The 18,928-nt window shown below is 56.8% G+C and carries 19 protein-coding genes and 1 tRNA gene; 11 read left to right on the plus strand and 9 right to left on the minus strand.

The features are described 5' to 3' along the window. Positions 1–17: 17 nt before the first annotated feature. Positions 18–1,172, plus strand: a complete 1,155-nt coding sequence (locus MHX65_RS01305) for an MFS transporter (RefSeq protein WP_239268038.1) — start codon at positions 18–20, stop codon at positions 1,170–1,172. On the opposite strand, the gene MHX65_RS01310 is transcribed toward MHX65_RS01305, so the two are convergent. After that, positions 1,165–1,983, minus strand: a complete 819-nt coding sequence (locus MHX65_RS01310) for a class I SAM-dependent methyltransferase (protein WP_239268040.1) — start codon at positions 1,981–1,983, stop codon at positions 1,165–1,167. The two genes, MHX65_RS01305 and MHX65_RS01310, sit on opposite strands and share 8 nt — an antisense overlap. Before the next feature lie 37 nt (positions 1,984–2,020). Between MHX65_RS01310 and MHX65_RS01315 the strand changes: the two genes are divergently transcribed. Genes MHX65_RS01315 through MHX65_RS01325 form a run of 3 tightly spaced genes read left to right on the plus strand, consistent with a single transcriptional unit; the run spans position 2,021 to position 6,173 of the window. Further along, the gene (locus MHX65_RS01315; RefSeq protein WP_239268042.1) at positions 2,021–3,454 is read left to right on the plus strand and encodes an ABC transporter transmembrane domain-containing protein; all 1,434 of its coding nucleotides are present in this window, start codon (positions 2,021–2,023) and stop codon (positions 3,452–3,454) included. Next, a complete protein-coding gene (locus MHX65_RS01320; protein WP_239268043.1) occupies positions 3,454–5,196 on the plus strand; it encodes an ABC transporter ATP-binding protein in 1,743 nt (580 codons plus the stop codon). Before MHX65_RS01315 ends, MHX65_RS01320 begins: the two co-directional genes overlap by 1 nt. A gap of 20 nt (positions 5,197–5,216) precedes the next feature. Next, positions 5,217–6,173 carry an alpha/beta hydrolase family esterase gene (locus MHX65_RS01325; protein ID WP_239268045.1) on the plus strand — a complete coding sequence of 319 codons (957 nt, stop codon included), beginning with the start codon at positions 5,217–5,219 and terminating at the stop codon, positions 6,171–6,173. Here MHX65_RS01325 and MHX65_RS01330 read toward each other — a convergent pair. After that, positions 6,170–7,420 (minus strand): site-specific DNA-methyltransferase, encoded by a 1,251-nt coding sequence (locus MHX65_RS01330; protein ID WP_239268047.1) that lies wholly within the window; start codon positions 7,418–7,420, stop codon positions 6,170–6,172. The two genes, MHX65_RS01325 and MHX65_RS01330, sit on opposite strands and share 4 nt — an antisense overlap. A gap of 161 nt (positions 7,421–7,581) precedes the next feature. On the opposite strand from MHX65_RS01330, the gene MHX65_RS01335 reads away from it, so the two are divergent. Next, positions 7,582–7,779, plus strand: coding sequence for an antitoxin (locus MHX65_RS01335; RefSeq protein WP_239268049.1), 198 nt, complete (start codon positions 7,582–7,584; stop codon positions 7,777–7,779). Positions 7,780–7,867: 88 nt separating this feature from the next. On the opposite strand, the gene MHX65_RS01340 is transcribed toward MHX65_RS01335, so the two are convergent. The 4 genes from MHX65_RS01340 to MHX65_RS01355 form a co-directional block, all read right to left on the minus strand. Next, complete coding sequence (locus tag MHX65_RS01340) at positions 7,868–8,485, minus strand: response regulator (protein WP_239268051.1); 618 nt, start codon at positions 8,483–8,485, stop codon at positions 7,868–7,870. Continuing rightward, positions 8,478–9,614: a sensor histidine kinase gene (locus MHX65_RS01345; protein WP_239268299.1), complete on the minus strand. Its 1,137-nt coding sequence runs from the start codon at positions 9,612–9,614 to the stop codon at positions 8,478–8,480. The genes MHX65_RS01340 and MHX65_RS01345 overlap by 8 nt, the downstream gene beginning before the upstream one ends. Continuing rightward, on the minus strand, positions 9,614–10,369 hold the full coding sequence (locus MHX65_RS01350; protein WP_239268301.1) for an ABC transporter permease: 756 nt from the start codon (positions 10,367–10,369) through the stop codon (positions 9,614–9,616). Before MHX65_RS01350 ends, MHX65_RS01345 begins: the two co-directional genes overlap by 1 nt. An 83-nt stretch (positions 10,370–10,452) precedes the next feature. After that, on the minus strand, positions 10,453–11,379 hold the full coding sequence (locus MHX65_RS01355) for an ABC transporter ATP-binding protein (protein WP_239268053.1): 927 nt from the start codon (positions 11,377–11,379) through the stop codon (positions 10,453–10,455). 96 nt (positions 11,380–11,475) lie between these two features. Between MHX65_RS01355 and MHX65_RS01360 the strand changes: the two genes are divergently transcribed. Continuing rightward, the gene (locus MHX65_RS01360; RefSeq protein ID WP_239268055.1) at positions 11,476–12,045 is read left to right on the plus strand and encodes a cadmium resistance transporter; all 570 of its coding nucleotides are present in this window, start codon (positions 11,476–11,478) and stop codon (positions 12,043–12,045) included. A gap of 59 nt (positions 12,046–12,104) precedes the next feature. Here MHX65_RS01360 and MHX65_RS01365 read toward each other — a convergent pair. The 3 genes from MHX65_RS01365 to MHX65_RS01375 form a co-directional block, all read right to left on the minus strand. Then, positions 12,105–12,178, minus strand: a tRNA-Pro gene (locus MHX65_RS01365). 76 nt (positions 12,179–12,254) lie between these two features. Then, positions 12,255–12,653 (minus strand): YchJ family protein, encoded by a 399-nt coding sequence (locus MHX65_RS01370; protein WP_239268056.1) that lies wholly within the window; start codon positions 12,651–12,653, stop codon positions 12,255–12,257. After that, positions 12,653–13,813, minus strand: coding sequence for a bifunctional alpha/beta hydrolase/OsmC family protein (locus MHX65_RS01375; protein WP_239268058.1), 1,161 nt, complete (start codon positions 13,811–13,813; stop codon positions 12,653–12,655). Before MHX65_RS01375 ends, MHX65_RS01370 begins: the two co-directional genes overlap by 1 nt. A gap of 87 nt (positions 13,814–13,900) precedes the next feature. Between MHX65_RS01375 and secA2 the strand changes: the two genes are divergently transcribed. From secA2 to MHX65_RS01400, 5 genes are all read left to right on the plus strand, one after another. Beyond that, on the plus strand, positions 13,901–16,192 hold the full coding sequence (secA2, locus tag MHX65_RS01380) for an accessory Sec system translocase SecA2 (RefSeq protein WP_239268060.1): 2,292 nt from the start codon (positions 13,901–13,903) through the stop codon (positions 16,190–16,192). Positions 16,193–16,277: 85 nt separating this feature from the next. After that, on the plus strand, positions 16,278–16,712 hold the full coding sequence (gene odhI / locus MHX65_RS01385) for an oxoglutarate dehydrogenase inhibitor Odhl (RefSeq protein ID WP_005279257.1): 435 nt from the start codon (positions 16,278–16,280) through the stop codon (positions 16,710–16,712). Between the two features lie 100 nt (positions 16,713–16,812). Next, positions 16,813–17,559 carry a transcriptional regulator FtsR gene (gene ftsR, locus MHX65_RS01390; protein WP_023030770.1) on the plus strand — a complete coding sequence of 249 codons (747 nt, stop codon included), beginning with the start codon at positions 16,813–16,815 and terminating at the stop codon, positions 17,557–17,559. A gap of 38 nt (positions 17,560–17,597) precedes the next feature. Next, a complete protein-coding gene (locus tag MHX65_RS01395; RefSeq protein ID WP_239268062.1) occupies positions 17,598–18,191 on the plus strand; it encodes a bifunctional nuclease family protein in 594 nt (197 codons plus the stop codon). Positions 18,192–18,337: 146 nt separating this feature from the next. Next, positions 18,338–18,901, plus strand: a complete 564-nt coding sequence (locus tag MHX65_RS01400) for a MerR family transcriptional regulator (RefSeq protein ID WP_005282882.1) — start codon at positions 18,338–18,340, stop codon at positions 18,899–18,901. The last annotated feature ends 27 nt before the right edge of the window (positions 18,902–18,928 follow it).

Consider the following 18,928-nt stretch of genomic DNA (forward strand, 5'->3'; position numbering starts at 1 on the left):
TAGAGGACTATGCCGATATGCTAAAGAAAAGCTATATTCCCCTGTTCCTTTTAGGCATGTGTGCACTCATTAACCTGTACTCAACTCAGCCGATTTTGGGGCAGTTAGGGGCATGGGCGCACATTGCGCCCGAAAGAGCTGCTTGGACAGTGAGCGCCACGACCCTAGGTGTGGCGATTTGTGCGCCGTTTTCAGGAGCTATTTCGGACGTATATGGCAGAAAGAAAGTGATGCTGTGTGCTTTGGGAATTATGGTCATTTCAACCATTGCTTGTTGTTTTTCTCCCAATTTTCTTATGCTGCTGGTGCTTAGACTCTCTCAGGGGCTCGCAACCCCCTTTGTATTTACCGTCGCGGTAGCTTATATCTCTGAAGAGGAAGAGGATGGTGCCCGAGCTAATAGTTTATACGTGGCAGGAACAGCGTTTGGTGGCTTTGCGGGAAGATTGCTTTCTGGTCTGGTTACGGACTGGACAGGTGTTTGGCGGCTTTCTTTCGCTGCCAATGCGGTGATTCTTCTGTTTACTATCGTTGCCGTAGTTTTCTTTTTGCCCCCTGAAGATAACTTCCAACCGGCTTCTTCAGTGATGGAGTCGGTGTCGGGTATTCGAGCTCAGATGAAAGAGCCCGGCCTTTTAGCTTCTTGTTTCATTGCAAGCTGTCTTCTATTCCAACAAGTCTCCTCTTTTACCTTTGGTTCTCTAAGGCTGATGGACCCGCCTTACGATTTATCTACCTCGTTAGTCAGCTTCATTTTTGTTATCTTCCTTTTACCAACAGTGCTGACGCCTTTCAGCGGGGAGCTCATTTCCAAAAAGGGGAGGGTCTTTACATTTGGAGTCGTCGCTAGCATAACTATCTTGGGCTTAATGCTGACCTTATTGCCGTTTCTCTGGGCGATGGTGCTGGGGTTAGCTTTCTCATGTGTTGCCGTTTTCATGGGCCAATCATGTGGAACTGGATTCGTAAGTACCCATTCGAAAACAAACAAATCTACTGCAGTCGGGCTATACACATCGTTTTATTACCTAGGCGGCACCTTGGGAGCAATAGTTCCAGAGCCTGCCTATCAAACCTGGGGCTGGATATCAATAGTGCTTATCATTATAGTATTGGCAGTTTGTAGTTTCGGTGTGGCGCGACGCTTTTGGACAGATAAAAGTTCTATTTAATTGCGTTTGAAGTGTCCCGTACCAGCACGAAAGCATCCGTGCGGTACGGGATGTGTAGTTTTTGGCCGGCAGAAAAGCCCATGTGCTCGTAGAGGTACCAGTTCAGGTTGTGGGTCATGCGCTCGTGGATGGCCTCGTTATTTCTGAGCCAGTATGAACGAGTGTGCATGAGTTGGTGGAGCTGCTCTGGGGTAAGTTCGTGGGTCCAGCTCAGCCGGAGTTCGCGCTCTAAGGTCCAGGGTGCTTTATATTCGGGATAGAAGCCGGGCTTATGCACGTCGCCGGAGTGCATGATGCGGCTGAGACGGAGGATCCAGGGATCCGCGTGTACGTCGAGGGTATTCCACACTAAAAGCACGCGCCCGCCCGGCGCGAGGATGCGGTCCAGCTCGGCAGAGGCGGCGGCAACGTCGACCCAATGCCAGGTTTGGGCGAGGCAGGCGGCGTTGAGGGAGGCATCGGCAAGCGCGGTGTGCTCGGCCGTGGCGCGGATGATGGGGATATCCAAGCGGCGTTGGAGCACGCGGGCCATGTCTGGAGATGGTTCAACCGCGAGCACGTTGGGGTTGGTGAGGGACTCGGTAAGTTTGCCGGTGCCGGCGCCGATATCGGCAACGCGGTGGGCGCCGGCGATGAGCTCAGCAACCTCGGCCGGGTAATGGGGGCGGACATCCTGATAGGTGTGCGCGCCGTGATGGAAGGCGCGCGCTGCCTGGGTGCGCTGGGGATCGGTGCTGAAGGTAGGCTTCTGCTTCGCAGAGGGATTTCGGTAGCTGGGGAAGTGCTGGGGGTTGGGGTGGCGAGTCGACATAGGTTATCTAACCTACCGGGAATTAGAATGGCTTGTTATGGCAACACTTCCAGAACCATCAGATCGGCGGTGGTTGCTGAAGACTGTCTTCTCCCGGCCTGGGATGACCATTCCCGCTGCCGTGTGCATGGCTATCTCTTTTGTGCTCAATGGCACAACGCCGGTCATCGTGGGCTATGCCATCGATGAAGCGGTGGTGGAAGGATCAATCGGGCGACTGTGGTGGTGGCTTGCACTGCTGGTGCTAGCCTTCGCCGTAAATACCGTCACTGGGTGGTGTGGCCGCGGGCTCAACGCGCGCAGCATGCTGGTTATCGGCCACGACGTGCGCATGGCCATCACGGATCGGATTATGGATCCCAAAGGGATGGGCGGGCCGAAACGCACGCCAGGGGAGTTATTGGCCATTGCCTCAACCGATGCGACCCGTGTGCAGAATGCCGTGATGATGACGGTGTTCCCGGTGGCGGAGATTACGTCGATCATTTATGTCGCGGTGATGACCAGCCGGGTGAATGTGCCGCTAGGTGTGGCCATTTTATGCGGCGGTCCCATCGTGGTGTGGGGATCGCTGCGCTCGGCTGGTCCCTTGCGCAAGCGCTCTGGTATCCGGCAAGAAGCATTGGGCCGGGCTAGCGCGACGGCGACGGATATTGTCCATGGCCTGCGCATTATTAAGGGGATCGGGGCGATTGGTACGGTGCGCAAGCGGTATGCGGGCGATTCCGATGCCGCCTACGAGCGAACCGTTGAGGCCAATGCAGCGCAGGCAGGATTGAATGCTTCTACCGAGGCGCTCGGGTCCATTTATGTCATCGCCGTCGCCGTTGCCGCCGGCTACCTGGCGCTGGATGGGCAGATGAGCATTGGTGAGCTCATTATGGTAATTGGCCTTACCCAATTCATCATTACCCCGATGACCATGCTGGGAAGAAATATTGCCTCCCGGTGGGCCGCGGCGCAGGCGAGTGCGCAGCGAATCGTGGGCCTGCTGAGGGCTCTCGGGCTTCCCGGGGACGCCGCACCACAGGTGCCGGCGCTACGGCCGGGTATCACCGCCATCGATGGACATGCTCCGGAAGAACTGCGGGAGCTGGCCCGGGAAAAATTCATCGTCGTACCACACGAGGTCATGCTGTTTACCGGAACCGTGCAGGATAATATTCATCCGGATGCAGATACGGCCGCACGGGCCCTAGAGGTGGCCGCGGGTGAGGATATTCCCGGTGGGCTGGACCGCGCCGTGGGTGAGCGCGGAAACAACCTGTCCGGCGGCCAGCAGCAACGAGTCGCCCTTGCCCGCGCTATTGCAGCGGATCCGGAGGTGCTTATTCTCTCTGATCCCACCACCGCGGTCGATTCCGTTACCGAGCAAGAGGTAGCCCACCGCGTTGCGGACTACCGGAAGGATAAACCCACCATCGTCTATACCTCGGCGCCTGCGTGGCATGCAGTGGGGGTGGAGTCCTAATGCGTTTTCCCACCACCACGTGGCCACAGGTGCGAAAGGTTGTGGCGCAGCAGTTATCGGCGATTCCGCATGCGCGCCGGCGCGCCCTTATCGCCGTGGTGTTCTTGATAGCCGGGGCAGCAGCCAATGTCACCATCCCGATCCTGCTCGGCAAGATTGTCGATGCCGTGACGACGGGCGCCAGCATCGCCCTCCTCGGAGTCCTGCTCATCGGGGTCGCGGGCGCGTCTGCCGCTTTATCGGCGGCGGGATTCTATGTTCTGTCCCAGCTGACCGAGCGCGTCATCGCGTCCCTGCGCGAGGATATAGTCTCTACGGCACTCGGCCTTCCCACACACCGCGTCGAGGATGCCGGAACCGGGGACTTGGTATCGCGTTCTACTGATGACGTGGCGGAGCTTTCCGCCGCGGTTACTGAGACGGTCCCCGTGCTGGCAAAGTCCATTTTTGCCATTGCCTCGACGGCAGTAGCGCTGCTTACGGTGGATTGGCAATACCTCGTGGTTATTGTTGCCGTGACCCCGCTGTATTTCTTAGCCGGCCGGTATTACCTGCGGCTCGCCCCTGACCGGTATGCCGCTGAGCGCGCCGCCATGGCGGACCGCGCCCGCAGGCTTTTGGAAGCGATTCACGGCAGGGACACGGTGCGCGCGTTCCGCATGGAAAATACGATGCACGATCGGATCGGCGCGGCTTCAAGGCGTGTGGTGGAAGAAGGATATAACGCGCGCCGGACGATGATGGTGCTCCAGGCCCACCTCACCGGCATTGAACTGGTCTTATTAGCCAGCGGTTTGGCGGTAAGCTTTTGGGTGGTGCAGGCTAATGCGCTTACTGTTGGAGCGGTCACCGCGGCGATGTTATTGCTCATTCGCCTGCGCGGGCCGCTGATGGGGCTGATGCGCGTGCTAGATACGGTGCAATCCGGGTATGCCTCGTTGGCGCGCATCGTGGGCGTGGTCATCGATCCGCCCGCGCCGGTACCGGATAGCGGTGCACCGAGGGGCGATGGCAGCGTGGACATGCGGGATATTTCCTTCCGCTATAGCGATAACTCATGGGCCGTCGAGGGCCTCAACCTTGCGATTAAGCCGGGTGAAACGGTTGCCCTCGTCGGGGCGTCTGGCGCCGGGAAATCCACCGTGGCTGCGTTGCTCGCGGGCTTGCGCGTTCCGGATAAGGGCACCGTGCTTGTCGATGGCGTCGAGGTCGCGCTGCTTTCCGATGCCGAGCGTATCCAGCGCCTCGCCCTCGTCTCCCAGGAAGTGCACGTCTTTTCTGGGAGTCTGCGCGAGGATCTAGCGCTCGCGGCGCCGCAGGCTACCGATGCGGAAATGGTGCAGGCGCTGCGCCAAGTGCAGGCTGACTGGTTCTTCGAACTAGAAGCGGGCCTCGATACCATCGTGGGCGCGCAAGGCATGCCGTTGGACCCGGTGGCGGCACAGCAATTGGCGCTTGCCCGAATCGTGCTGCTGGATCCCCGCATCATCATCTTGGATGAAGCCACGGCGGAAGCAGGCTCGGTGGGTGCTGAATCCTTAGAGGACGCCGCAGAGTCAGTGATGGAGGGGCGAACCGCCTTGGTTGTTGCGCATCGCCTGGATCAAGCCTCGCGTGCCGATGCCATCGTGGTCATGGATAATGGCCGGGTAGTAGAACAGGGTAGCCATGCAGAGCTGCTAAATTATGGGGGCCGTTATAAACAGTTATGGGCCGCTTGGCAGAAGGGACGAAAATCATGAGACGGAGGCCGGTGCGTGCGATGCTGAGCACCGCAGTCTTGTGCTGCGTGGCGGCGCTGGGGGTGTCATGCGCAAATAACGAGGAAGAATCGGGCTCGGCGGCACGCAGCGAAAGCACGCAATCGCACGGTTCAGCTGCCTCGCAGCTCGGGATTCCTACCTCTGCGCCGCTCAGTGGCCCAGAACCCGGATCCTATACGACGATTAACTTGCCGTCCGGGCGCTCCTTCATTCTTAGCGTGCCGGAAAATTATACGGCGCAAAAAGAATGGCCCGTAGTATTGGCTTTCCATGGCTGGGGGCAGTCAGCGGAAAACCTGCGCGGCTATTCCCGCCTCGATGCGGCACAAGCCATTACTGTATTTCCCGCAGGAAAGGAAAAAGCGTGGAGCCCGGCCCCGTACGCGGAAACCAGCGGGAGCGAGGACAAGAAATTCGTGCTCGATATCCTCGATTCCCTGCGCGCGACCTATAACGTCGATGATTCCCGGCTTTATGCCACCGGCATGTCCAATGGCGGCGGTTTTGCTGCCTACCTGGCCTGCCAGATGCCCGGCATCTTCCACTCGGTCGCCACCATTTCCGCTGCTTATTATGAAGATATCCTGAAAGACTGCGCCCATGAACCGGTAGGGCGCCTAGATATGCACGGTACCGATGACCCCGTCGTGGGCTATTACGGCGGGACCCGGCATAAGACCAAGTACTTCTCCGTCGAATCCGTCCTGGAGCAAGACCGCAAGCGCAATAAATGCTCGGAGAAGGTAGACACCAACCGCTTGGTCAATAATGCCCTCGATATGCATTGGAGGGGCTGCTCCGCACCGCTGGAGCATATCCGCATCGGTGGCGGATCCCACGTGTGGCCGGGTGGCCTTGGAGATAAAAATAATGAAGTAGGAAAGTTCTTCGCCACTGACCGCGTCTTGGACTTCTTCGGCATTCCGGGTAGGCCCGACGGCACCCGCGAAACTTAGGGCGCGCGGTAGGCTCGGAAAGAGGACTCAGGCACCGATCGCACGCGCTCTACGCAAATATCCGCCACGCTGAGAAAGCCTGCTCGGTGCGCCGAACTGTCCGGGGCGGTGGGCTCTGGAATTTGCACCAAATGAAAACTGCGCCCGCCCTTATCTTCTCGGTTGAGTTCGATGACCGCCTGCGCCGTGGTGCCTGAGCCTGCGAAAAAGTCGAGCACACGGGCATCGGGCCCGCCGCCAATGGCGATGAGGTGCTTGATAAGGCGCACTGGCTTAGGAAACTCAAAGATTCCCTCTACGCCCATCACGTCCTCTGCGTCGCGGCGTCCGGCGCGCGTTACGCCAAACCTTTGCCCATCGAGGATGGAACGCGGCCGCGCCCCTGTTTTTTGATAGTTCTTGGTGTAGACGAATCCGCGCCGAAAGACCAGCTCATCGTAGCGCTTTTCCACCATGTCCTTGCCCCAGCGCCAGCGCGCTACCCGGCTGTGGCCTGCCGGTTGGTCCGGCCAGTGTTGCGTGCCATCGGGTGAGGAAATGGGAAAATCGAGCGATGGCAGGTACCCCAGGGTCTTAGAGTCAAGGCGCACCAAGGAGTATTTGCCACGTTCATCCTCGTGGTTATATTTGGTGCTCGTATAGCCCTCAGCATCTACGTTGAATCCGGGGTTATCCGGGGTCTTGGCATAGCAGAGGATGTATTCGTGTTCTACCACCGCATACTTGGAATCGTTTTTCCCAGTGCCGGCTTTTTTCCAAATGAATTGCCCGGCATAGCAGCCCTCGCCAAAAACCTCGTCTAAAACCTTGCGGGCATTAGCGGCCTCGTCCTCTCCAATGGAGACGAATATAAAGCCGTTCTCCGCCAATACGCGCCGCGCCAGGATGAGCCGCGGGAGCATCATGGACAGCCACTCGGCGTGCCATTGGGCATAGCTGCCGGAATTTACTTCGCGCCGAGCGCGGTAATTATCGCGGTAGACAAAGTCCCGGCCGGTGTTATATGGCGGGTCAATGTAAATGACATCAAAGGTCTCGCCCGTGGAAACCCAGTGCTGTAGCACAGGCAGGTTATCGGCCAAGTGGATGCTATTGGGCGTGGTAGTAGAGCTGCTTAGCTCAGCATCGAGCTCGAACTCGGCGGCTAGGGGAGCCTCTGCCACACTGCGCGCGGCTTGCTTGCCAGGCCATACCAGACCAAAGAATTCCGCGGAGTTGCAGTTTGCACCAGGGCTGGTGTGCGTCATTAGTTGCCTTTTTCGTGCGAGCTGGTCATTGGTCTCATTAACGCTATCACTTTAAAACTTCTGGCCCCCTTTGGTGGCGAAGTCCCGGCAGTGTCATTATCGTGGGCGGTGTTGCCGCGCACGGCAATGGTTAGATGAAGTAAACAACGAAAGGATTAGCAATGGGTATCTTTGACAAGGCAAAGGAAGCACTGAACTCCGAAAAGGGCGAGGAAGTTACCAAGGAAGGCTTGGACAAGGCCGAGGACTTTGCCAAGGACAAGCTGGGCGAGGACAAGGCAGACCAGGTAGACAAGGCCCGCGACGTCATTGATGACAAGCTCGGCACCAATAACGACGGTGACGACGAGAACAAGTAGTTCTCGCCCTAATTTCTAATTAGAAAAACGAATATCACTGAGCCCCGTTCGTATGCCGAACGGGGCTCAGTCTTTTCCTACACCTGATTTAAATCCAGCCTTGAGTTTGGGCTTTCGTAGCAGCCTCGTAGCGGTTGTTCGCAGCGGTTTTTGTCATGATACTTGACACGACGTTGCGCACACTGCCTGGGCTAAGATGCACTTTGCGCGCCAGTTCTGAGGAAGTCACCCCAGATAATAAAAGCCGCGCGATTTCTCGTTCCCGGGGTGTGAGCGGGTTGTCCGGGGTAAAAAGACTCTCTCGTGCCAGGGCAGGATCGATCACCCGCAGCCCAGCCTTTACTCGGCGAATTGCCTCCGCGAGTTGTTCTGGTGGAGTGTCTTTGACTATGAACCCAGCGATGTTGGCATCAATAGCACGTTTTACATAGCCGCCGCGGCCAAAAGTAGTAACGATGAGACATTTGCATGGGCTGCTGGAGAGTTCTTCAGCTACGTCTAGACCGCTCTTTCCAGGCATTTCAATATCGAGAAGAGCTACCTCCACGTTGTGCTTGGCGACGAGCCCCGCAACCTCGTTGCCCGTTGCGCATTGAGCAACTACCTCGATATCTGGTTCGGCAGCTAGGAGAGCAGCAAGGGCTCCGCGAACCAATGATTGATCCTCTGCGATAAGGATACGGATGGGTGGAGATGTATCAGCCATCGGACTCCACTTCACTGTCTAAGGGTAGTAACTCAGTATCACCATTCATAGTAATCAGCGCTACGGTGCGATCGTCCTTCCTCATAATAATCAACTTTCCGCCGCTGTCCTCTATTCGCTTGTGAAGCCCGTGTAGCCCGCCACTTTGGTACTGCTTTTTCGGATCGAAGCCGCAACCATCATCTACGACTTGGAGCTTATTCTGGGATATGCTTACCCAACAGTGCTCTGCTCCTGAGTGGCGAATAACGTTAGTGGTGAGCTCACGTAATGCCCAGGAAAAGGCGGCGTCATAAAGACCTACGGCTCGGACGTTGGCAGGAAGATGCGCTTGAATCCCTGTAGTATCGAACGCTCGCCGTGCTGCCTGAACTTCTCCCTCGAAGGTCGGCATGCGCATCCGGGTAACTGTGGAGCGGACTTCTGCCAAACTCTTACGGGAAAGGTCACTTATTTCTTGAAGCTCGTTTCGAGCTCGAGTTGGATCTACGTCTACTAGCCGCTGTGCCAACTCAGATTTTAAATTGATGACGGTAAGCGAGTGACCGAGCAAATCGTGAACGTCGGTGGCAATGTCTTCGCGTTGGCGAGCGAGATCGACTTGATGCTCCAAATCCGTGCGCGAGTCTTCTCTTTGAGACATTGTGCCTAGCATCACCAGCAAGATTGGCCAGCCGAATATCACAATGAATGTCCCTAAGAGGTCTTGCGAATCGACGCTCCATAAGGCACCTGTAACTACGAGTCCGGTAAGAAGTACCCATAATAATGCCCGGCGCAGCGGTAATTGAAACCCGAGGAAAGCAGCTAGATAGGGCACAAATGTCGTAGCATAAACTCCGAAGAAGGGTATGGAGATAAGTGCTATGAGCGCTAAGGCAGACCACCGAGCGGCCAAGCGATAACGTAAGTTCCAGCCCCGCGGGTAGTAATTCACCGAACCAAAGCTGAAGAAATATACGGCGCTGAAAGCGATAACACAGGCAGTGGATCCTAGGCGCTGCGTAGCGTCCACACCAGGCTGAGCGAAATTCAGAATTAAGCTGAAGAACAGAAATATAAGCCAAACGCTGGCAAACACCGCATTATTTGTAGCGAATCCCGTAAAGGGCGAGTGGAATGAATTCATTATATTCGTGATTTGTCGCGGTGGAGCAGCGCTGCGCAGGCTCCGACGAAAATTGCGGTCCATACGGCGAAGTTTAGTCCCGCGCTCCACAGGGAATGGTTAACCGTGCCATCGGCATCATTGAGCAGTTGCATCCCTTCTGCCAATGGCCATTGAGCCAACACGACTGGGCCAAAAAGGGGTGTAAAGCGGCCAAACGCCATAAGTGAGGAAGATAGAGGGATAAAGACATTGGCGGCGAACAGCAGGAGGACAATAGAGGAAGAAGCAATGGCCACGGAGTTATCCGTCGGTAAAGCAAGTGCCCAGATCATCCCATATAAGCCAAAGGGAATAGAGACAACAGCGCACGCAAGAAAGGACAGAACCCATTGGTGGGGCTCCATGTCAGCCTTAGTTAATGCACCAGTGAGAAACACTGCTGCAATGGGGAGCAGAGCTTGCAATGCTATGGATGTGATATTCGCCCAGAGGATCTGGTGAGGGCGCAGCGGAGTAAGCGCTAGTTGGCGTCTCCAACCGGACCGAGCATCAGTGACTGAAGAAGCAGCGGCTCCCACCGCACCGGCGACGCCACCGTACAGGGCCATGCTGATCATTTGGAGAGCTGCAAAGTTACCGTTGTGAATAGGAAGGCTGCCAAAGTCCATTAGTGTGCTGAAAAGTAAATAGAAAAATACCGGCAAAATGGTGGTGAAAAATAGCGGGGCGAGGTTGCGGCGCAGCCGGAGGAAATTGTACCCAGCCAAACGCATTGTGTTACTCAACGCAGGCGCGGTGGAACTATTAGACATGGTTGGAATCTTTCGTTTGGGGGGCTGGCGGGAGGAGAATTGGATTAGTTGTGCTCATCGGTGAGAGCGAGGAAAGTATTTTCCAGACTATGAGCGCTAATGGTGAGGTCATAGGCGCCTGTGTGGTTAAGAAGATGACGGGTCAGTGAATCCGAATCTGAGGTAGTCATTTGAATGTGATCTCCAGTGCGGGTGACTTCGGTAACGCCTGGTAGCGCACTCATTGGAGGGATACTGCCGTCAAATTGGGCCGTAATTCTTCGGACCTCGCCGCGGCTACGTATGTCAATTACCTTGTCATCGGCCACAACTTCCCCTTTGTGCAGAAGCACTATCCTTTCAGCAAAGTTGTCCGCTTCTTCGAGATAGTGTGTCGCGAAGAAGATGGTGCGCCCGAGCTCAGCCTGGTGCTGCATGGACGCCCAAAAATCCCGGCGAGCGCCTGGATCCATACCGGCAGTCGGCTCGTCAAGGATGAGTATCTGTGGGTCACCCAGGAGCGCAAGCGCGAAACGAAGACGTTGTTGCTCGCCGCCGGAGCACTTGCCCACTCGTCGAGACAATATCGGTTCTAAGTTGGTGTGATGTGCGACCTCGCCAATGTCTAGGGGCTGGGCAAAGGTAGCGGAAATCATCTTTAAGGTATCGCTTACGGTGAGCTCGGGGAGAAGACCTCCGGATTGGAGCACCGCTGCTAGCTGTGTGTTGTTGATCGCTTCCTGGGGGCTTTTGCCTTGGACTGTAATAGCGCCGGAAGAAGGTTCGGTAAGGCCCAAGATAAGGTCAATGAGTGTGGACTTTCCAGCGCCGTTGGAACCTAACAACGCTACGATTTCTCCGGTGGCGATGGAGACTGATACGTCATTCAGTGCTCGCACTGAATGCGAGGAGTTCGCTGCGAAGACTTTTTCTACGTCGCGTACCTCAATCGCTGTTGAGGAACCTGAGTTAGGGATACGTGTAGTTTTCATGTCTTGCACTTAACTACGTTTGCGCTTTTAATAGCAGGGGTCGTGTCACGAAGTTTCCATGACAATTGTCATCGGTGGATACGTTAAGCTGATTATGTGATTACTACTCTCGCATCCGCAATCGTCTTATTTATCGTCACCAATATCGACGATATCGTTGTTCTCTCGCTGTTCTTTGCCCGTGGCGCGGGCAGGAAGGGCACGACCAAAGCCATTCTTTTGGGGCAATATCTGGGATTTTTAGGGATCCTCGCGGTCTCTGTAGCACTTGGCCTGGGACTTAGCGCTATTCTTCCGGAAGACTGGATACGCTTTTTCGGGCTTATTCCCTTGGCCATTGGCCTCTGGGCAGCCTGGGAGGCCTTTCGCGGGGAAGAGGACAATGACGTTTCCGGAAAGAAGCTCAGCGTCGCTGCGGTAGCCGGGGTCACCTTTGCCAATGGCGGCGATAATATCGGAGTGTACCTGCCGGTATTTACCACGTCTTCGCCCTCAGACATCGCGGTGTACTGCATCGTATTCCTCGTTTTGGTCGCCGGCCTTGTAGCGGTAGCGAAGTTCGTGGCCACACGGCCAGCCGTAGCAGAAGCGCTAGAGAAGTGGGAGAGCGTGTTATTTCCCACGGTGCTTATCCTATTAGGCCTTGCCATCCTTTTTGCGGTGTAGACGAGGCATACAGAAAATCCCACGGCCGAAGAGTTACTCCATAGCCGTGGGATAATTTGTCGGGCTAACAGGATTTGAACCTGCGACCCCTACACCCCCAGTGTAGTGCGCTACCAAACTGCGCCATAGCCCGGCGTCGCATTATTTCTTGCGACTGCCCTAGATTACATCAGGATAATTCCACAGTGAAATCTAGGCCGTGACCTGCATTAAAGCTCGCCGGTGGAATAGACCCATGCGCCATTAAGGCGCCGGAAAGACGATCGCTCCCGCTGGGAGCCCACTGCCTCGCCCTTGTAGAAGGCCTCAAATTCCACGATGCCTTCATCGTCTACTAGGCCACCGCGCTCGGTATCGAGGATATCGAGGCGGTAGAACCGGATGGGGGAGTCGGCCAAGTCCAATGAGCTCGGCCGAGTCACCGGATCCCAGGTGCGCAGGAGGTAGTCCTCATCGCCGCTGACGAAGGCGCTAAAGCGTGACCGCATGAGGGCCTCCGCCGTGGGAGCTTTGGCACCAGCGTGGTACTTGCCGCAGCATTCGCCAAAGCTCAGCCCGCTCGTGCAGGGGCAGCGGCGGGAATCGGCGATGGGGTTGAGGGCCACCATTAGTTGGCGTCCACGATATCGGTGATGGTGGCGCCGGCGGCCATGCGCTCGATGTCGGTATCGCGCGCGGCTACGCGCAGTGCATCGACCTCGGAATCGTCCAAGGAGCCTTTTAGTTCGATGCGGCGCTCGAAAGAGGTGGAACCGGTCTGGGTGATGGTCACGTGGACATCGTCAAGCGCAAGCTTCTTGCCGGCTTCCTTGATGGCCTGGGTGGAGGCAGCTGCCAAGGCCGACATGAGCAGGCCGGTTGCGGTAAAGCCCTTGCCCTTGCCGCCTTCCTTTTTGGTCCGGTCCGCGGTAACGGAATGATCATTGTGGCGCACCACGACACCGAATTTGGTGCCGATAGCAGGGCTGGCAACGGCGGCATCCGTACCCACTTCCTCGGGTTCATAGTCGGGGACGATAAACTGCCGCGACCATGCACCGATGAGATCAGCGGCGCGGGCCGCCGTACCCTGTTTCGTCAGCAGGTGATCGGCCTTATCCAACGAGACGAGGGACTTGGGATAGCGGGTCATGCGGAAAATATTTTGCGCATTGTCGATGCCCACCGTTTGGTCGATGGGAGAATGCAGGGACAAGAGTGGCTTGCGCAACCGCGGCAGGTATTCCTCTGGGTTGGTTTCTGCCAAATCCTCTAGGAATTTACGCGAAATGGTCAGCGCCCTGCCGCCTAGGACGACCTCGACCTCGCCATTAGCGTCTACCTCGCCGATCTTATCCGCGTAGTGCAGCACGGAGTGCGCCGGATCGAAGGGGGCGCCGATGGTGGCAACGGCCCGAATCTTTATCATTGCCGTGGCGGCCTTGAGCACCGCCGCACCGCCCAGGGAGTGGCCAATGAGCATCTGCGGTGCGGAATAATGTTCTTCTAGCCAGTCCGCTGCGGCGCGGATATCGTCGACATTCTGGTTAAACGTAGTGTCCGCAAACTCGCCTTCTGATTGCCCCAAACCGGGGAAATCAAAGCGCAGCGTGGCGATGCCGAATTCCGTTAATTGCTTCGAGGTGCGGGCCGCGCCAGGGGTATGGCGCGAGCCGGCAAAGCAATGCGCGAAGACGGCGAAGGCGAGAGGTGGAGCATCAGGAAAGTCGATGGTTCCTGCCATCTCGGTTCCTCGGCTGGACGGCAGCTTAACATTGACGGATTGCATGGCACCTACAATAACGGCCCCATAAGTTCCAAGCCAGATGAGGTTGACTAGAGTCGTAGGCAGCCAGCCCCTAAAGGAGGAATTGTCGTGGGAGCATTCGATTGGTTCTGGAAAGCGATGGGCTCGCAAAGCGAGCGAAACGATAAGAAATCCAAGGCCATCGTGGATGAAGCTCGCTCCGCCGCGGAGAAACTCGCACAGAGCGACGATGCTGCCGTAGCTCAAGCCGCCCGCGATGCGGTGCGCGGCGGCGAGGTCGCTGACAAGGCCCAATTCCTGGGTGCCCTTGCCGTAGCGTGTGAACGCACCCTGGGCCTGCACCCATTCACCGTGCAATCGCAGGCGGTACTGCGACTGCTTACCGGCGATGTCATTCAAATGGCTACCGGTGAGGGCAAGACGCTCGTCGGCGCGATGGCCGCTACGGGTTTCGCGCTGACTGGGAAGCGCGTCCACGTCGTGACGGTCAATGACTATCTGGCCAGCCGCGATGCCGAATGGATGCGGCCTGTCGTGGAATTTTTTGGGCTGCAGGTAGCCTCCGTGACGGAGGGCATGAGTGCGGATGAGCGCCGCGCGGCCTATGCACAGAATATTATTTACGCCCCCGTTAATGAATTGGGCTTTGACCTTTTGCGCGATAATCAGATCACCGAACGCGCACAGGCGGTGCAGGCTCCTGGCGATGTCGCCTTGGTGGACGAAGCCGATTCCGTCTTAGTTGACGAGGCCCTTGTACCGCTGGTGCTGGCCGGAAACCGCCCGGGTGAGGCTCCCACGGGGCAAATTACCAATGTGGTCTCTCGGCTGCGGGAGAACCACGAGTACGTCATCTCAGATGATGGGCGCACGGTGCAGCTTACCGATGTCGGCGCAGCCCGCGTAGAGCGAGAGCTCGGCATCGATTCCCTTTATTCCGAAGACAATATCGGCACCGTCCTGGTCAAGGTCAATTTAGCGCTGCACGCAAAGGCGCTGTTGATCCGCGATATTCACTACATCGTGGTGGACGGCAAGCTGCAGCTTATCGATGCCTCCCGTGGTCGCGTCGCCGACCTGCAGCGCTGGCCCGACGGGCTGCAGGCTGCGGTAGAGGCTAAAGAGGGCTTAGAGGTCTCTGAGGGCGGGCGCATCCTCGATACGATTACACTGCAAGAACTCATGCGCAGGTACCCGTTGGTCTGCGGGATGACGGGCACTGCGGTAGAGGCCACCGACCAGCTGCGGCAGTTTTATGACCTGCACGTTTCCGTTATCGATCGGAATAAGCCACTGCAGCGCTTCGATGAACAAGATCGCATTTTTGCCACCATAGGGGAGAAGTCGACGGCAATCGTTGAAGAAATTGCCCGCTTGCACGATGCTGGTCAACCAGTACTTGTGGGAACCCAAGACGTTGCGGAATCGGAAAATCTGGCGGCGGCGCTGCGCGATCGCGATATCGAAGTCAACGTGCTTAACGCCAAAAATGACCGCGAAGAGGCACAGATTGTTGCCGAAGCCGGCGATGTGGGGCGGGTAACCGTCTCCACACAAATGGCCGGCCGCGGTACGGACATCAAGCTCGGTGGCGCCGATGAGGCCGACCACGATGAGGTGGCTGAGCGCGGCGGGCTCGCCGTGATCGGAACCTCTCGGCACCGCACGGCGCGGCTCGATAACCAGCTGCGCGGGCGTGCAGGGCGCCAAGGAGACCCAGGCTTGGCGCTATTTTTCGTCTCCCTGGAGGATGATGTGGTGCAACAAGGCGGGGCTGGGGAAAAGGTCAGTGCGCAACCTGGCCCTGGCGGGCTCATCGAATCCAAGCGGGTGCAGGGCTTTGTCGCCCATTGCCAGCGGGTGACAGAGGGCCAGTTGCTAGAAATTCACGCCCAGACCTGGAAGTATAACCAGCTCTTGGCGGATCAGCGCATCATCATTGATAAGCGCCGTGCAGCGCTATTGGATACGGACCAGGCATGGCAGGAACTAGCTGAGCGCGCCCCAGAGCGGGCGAGCGAGCTTGCGGATATCCCGGAGGCAGTGCGCATCCAGGCGGCGCGCGAAATTATGCTGTATCACCTAGACATGGGCTGGGCCGATCACCTCGAGCTGCTCGATGATGTACGTGAATCCATTCACCTGCGCGCCATCGCGCGCGAGACCCCAATTGACGAGTATCACCGCATTGCGGTGCGCGAGTTTAAGGACTTGGCGCAGCGGGCGGTGGATCAGTCAGTAGAGACCTTTAGACAGGTGCCTATTGACTCTGAGGGGGCACACCTTGCAGACTCTGGATTGAACCGTCCAAGCGCAACGTGGACCTATATGGTCTCTGATAACCCCCTTGCGGGGCAGGGAAATTCCGTGTTGAGCGGCATCGGAAACATTTTCCGGTGAAATAATTGCCCACTGAGAGATCACAGACTCGGAAGAGTCGCTATTATTGGTATAAGTAACTCAAAACTAGTCCCCGGAGGTAACAATGAGCGAGAACACCGGAACCCCGGAACCACAGGTGGAGACCACCTCTGTATTCCGCGCTGACCTGCTCAAGGAAATGGAAAATGGCACCAAGGGAACCGATACCTCTGCGGTAGGTACGGAAAACCTGGAAGATGGCCAGGCGTTGCTCGTCGTCAAGCGCGGCTCCAACGCCGGTGCCCGCTTCTTGCTTGATCAGGACACCACCACGGCAGGGCGCCACCCGGAGGCAGATATCTTCCTGGATGATGTCACCGTTTCCCGCCGCCACGCTGAATTCCGCAAGAATGATGACGGCCAATTCGAGGTAGTAGACGTGGGATCCCTGAACGGTACCTACGTCAACCGCGAGCCACGCAATTCGCAGGCGCTCGAGGTTGGAGATGAGATTCAGATCGGTAAATTCCGCCTCGTCTTCATCACCAAGCAGGACTAAAACTGCAGCAGACAAACCGTTTTGCCGGACTCGGTTAAAGCGGTTTAGTCTCATTTTTATATCCAACGACTACTGAGACACCTGTAAAGAGATAGACACAGTGAGCGCAGCAGAATCCGCGGCGGCATCAGCTCGCCGCAAGAGCCCGAACACGAAGAAGGCTAAGACCATGTCCATTGGCGTGGTCTTAGAAACGCTGAATCAGCAATTTCCTGATGTCACTGTGTCCAAAATCCGCTTCCTCGAATCAGAGGGGCTGATTTCTCCCCAGCGCACCGCCTCCGGCTACCGCCGGTTCACGCAGGAAGACGTGGATAGGCTGCGCTACATCTTGACCACCCAGCGGGATAACTATACCCCGCTCAAGGTCATTCGCGAGCAGCTGGAAGCAATGGATTCCGGCCAGGTTACCGCCATTGTTTCTGCTGGCAATGCAGAGACCTTGCTTTCCCCGCAACAGTTCAAGGCTCCCGCGGTAACGCGCCTGACCGATGCCGAGGTAGCAGAGCAAGCCGGCGCATCCGAGGCGGATATTGCCACCTTTATCAAAGATAAACTGATTAAGCCGGATGCCGCGGGCTTTTTCAATACCGACGACGTGGCCATTGCCTCCGCCGCAGTGGCGTTGCAGGCTTTCGGGTTTAGCGCTAGCCAGCTGAAGTCCCTGCGCAATAGCGCCCGCCGCCAGGCGGATTTAATCTCCCAGGTCGCAGCCCCCGTGGCGCACTCGAATTCCGATACCGCGCACCAGCAGGCAGAAGAACTATCCCAGCAGATGACGGCGCTAGTGGTTTCTTTGCATGCCACCTTGGTTAAGACGGATTTGCGCCACGAATTTAACGCCTAACTCACCATGGCCGCCTCCCGTGTGGGAGAGTAATAGCTATGAGTGATGTAACCCTTGAATTTCACGGCATTCACCAGCTTGGGCCAGAAGATGATGTCTGCGCACTGCTGCGTTGGCCCGAAGAAAATCGCCTCATTCCCATCTGGCTCTCCGCCGTAGACGGAATCCAATTGGCAGCAGTTTTTGCTGACCAGCGCCCGAACCGCCCCACGACTCACGATCTTCTCTGTGAGGTCTTGGAGGCTGCAGGTGGCGTCGAGGCCATCGAGATTGTTAACCACCATCAAGGCACATTCATGGTGGATATTCAGACCGCGCAAGGCGAGGTTTTTGATGCTCGTGTAAGTGATGCCTTGGCGGTAGCTGACCACTTTAAGGTACCCATTCTTGCAGAGTCTGCGCTTTTGGCGCAGGTATCCGTTTTCGCCAGCGAGGAGGACATCAAGGAATACTTCGACCTTGAACTTCCTACCCCCACCCAGGACGGGCGAGATAGCGATGCTTCCTCTGCTGAGGAAAGCACCTCTGCATCTGGAAACGCGCAGGCCGATGCCGATTTTGAAGAGATGATGCGCAGCCTTGGCATGGATGAATCCGATTTCCACACGGGGGAAGAAGACGGAAAAAATTAATGACACGCGTGTGACTAATGGTGACAATGTGGTTTTTAAAGTCTAAAGTTGTACTCGAAGGTTAAGCAAGCACCGCTTGACGGGGGTGTGCGCTTGGCATTTAATTGATCTTTAGAGCTTCCAACAAACCCCATTGGAGTAATTACGTGAGCATCACCGAGGACACTCAGTCCGAGTCCCAGTACGTCCAAGAATCCCTCTTTGATGTGGGACCGGACGAAGAAGTGGGGTACCGCGTGCCCATCGCCTGCCAAGTTGCTGGCATCACCTACCGCCAGTTGGACTACTGGGCACGCACCAACTTGGTCAACCCCTCCATTCGCACCGCCCGCGGCTCGGGTTCGCAGCGCCTCTATTCTTTCAAGGACGTCTTGGTCCTCAAGATTGTCAAGCGCTTGCTCGATACCGGTATTTCCCTGCAGAATATCCGCTTAGCCGTGGAATCTTTGCATGACCGCGGCGTTAACGATCTGGCTGAACTCACCCTCGTCTCTGATGGCACCACCGTGTACGAGTGCCGCTCCAATGATGAGGTCATTGACCTTCTCGCCGGCGGTCAGGGTGTCTTCGGCATCGCCGTACCGGGAATCTTGAAGGAACTGTCCGGCACGATCACGTCCTTCCCCGCAGAGCGCATCGAGGAATTGCCCGATGACAATGTGGTTGGCCTCGATGAGCTTGCCGCCCGCCGCAATCGCAAGAGCTCCTAAGCCTGCTTAAAAGTTCTCCCTCCAGAC

Origin of the sequence: Corynebacterium sp. ACRPS (genome assembly GCF_022346005.1) — a bacterium.
Classification (GTDB): Bacteria; Actinomycetota; Actinomycetes; order Mycobacteriales; family Mycobacteriaceae; genus Corynebacterium.